At 56.3% G+C, this 1228-nt stretch carries 1 protein-coding gene; it reads left to right on the forward strand.

The features are described from left to right. Nucleotides 1-236 precede the first annotated feature (236 nt). On the forward strand, nt 237-1208 hold the full coding sequence (locus ACIPZF_RS26100) for an IS110 family transposase (RefSeq protein ID WP_400804962.1): 972 nt from the start codon (nt 237-239) through the stop codon (nt 1206-1208). Nucleotides 1209-1228 lie beyond the last annotated feature (20 nt).

Raw genomic sequence — 1228 nt, forward strand, 5'->3', positions numbered from 1 at the left:
TGTATCTCGACTTTCGCCTCCCAAGAGGCGAAAGTTCTCGACTGATCATCGAGGGAAGGTCTTGAAGCGGAGCCGCTCCTAGGGCATCGAGCCCGTACTGTAGATAACGCTCTGGCCTTCCAACCCCACTCGACAAGTTCGAACGGTATCTAGTGCCCGTCCCTGGCGTGAGTACGCATTGACAAGGTTGAACTGAGTGTAGGGTGATCGACTTTCGTAGTTTGAAGGAGAAGATCATGTCCGTCTTTGTTGGCGTTGATGTCGCCAAAAAATCTTTCGACATTGCCACCCCGCTTCCCAACGGCAAGACGCGCACCAAAGCCAAGCTGTCCAACGATCTTGGAGGGTTCAAGCAGTTCAGCGACTGGCTTGAGCGCCACGCCGAACCAGGCGCCTGGATCGTTATGGAGGCCACAGGCACCTATCATGAAGCGTTGGCCGAGCATTGTCACAACCAAGGTTATCGGGTGTGCATTCTGAACCCGGCAGTGATCGCGAAATTCGCTGACGTGGAGCTTCGGCGCGTCAAAACCGATAAGGCTGACGCCAAAGTCATTGCTGCTTATGGCCAACAGAAGGCGGCCTCGCTTCGCCAGTGGGAGCCCGAGCCACCTGCACAGCGCCGTTTGCGTGCTCTGGTGCGGCGACTGGACGACCTCAAGGAAATGCGCCAGATGGAGCAGAATCGTTTGGATGTCGCACAAGATGCGGTGCAGCAGTCGATTCAAGACGTCATCGGACACATCACCGAAGAACTGGAAAAGACCAGGAAGGCTATCGAGCAGACGATCGATGATGATCCAGACCTGCGCAAGCGACGTGATCTGATTACCTCGATTGATGGTTTGGGTGACACCACTGCTACGTTGCTGCTCGCCGAGCTGGGTGATCCACTGAAATACCAAAGCCCTTCTGCGATTGTCGCGTTCTCAGGCCTGAACCCGGTAGTGCAGCAATCGGGAGAGTTCATAGGCCAGAGTACTATCTCGCGGACAGGCGCCTCACGGCTGCGTGCGGGCTTGTGGATGTCAGGCACTGTCTCGATCAGGCATAACCCTGTCGTGAAGGCCCTGGCAGAGCGGTTGAACAGCCGGCACAAAGCCTACAAACAGATCGTCTGCGCGGCGATGCGCAAGCTGCTGCACCTGGTTTACGGGGTGGTGAAGTCGGGGATACCGTTTGACCCCAAAATCGCTCTTGCAGGGTGAGGGTCAAGACGGTATCTACA

Source organism: Pseudomonas sp. NPDC089752, assembly GCF_044748725.1.
Taxonomy (GTDB): Bacteria; Pseudomonadota; Gammaproteobacteria; order Pseudomonadales; family Pseudomonadaceae; genus Aquipseudomonas.

Bases quoted from the DNA above. Each gene is read 5' to 3' on its own strand.
- ACIPZF_RS26100 (WP_400804962.1), top strand. From the start codon at position 237: ATGTCCGTCTTTGTTGGCGTTGATGTCGCCAAAAAATCTTTCGACATT.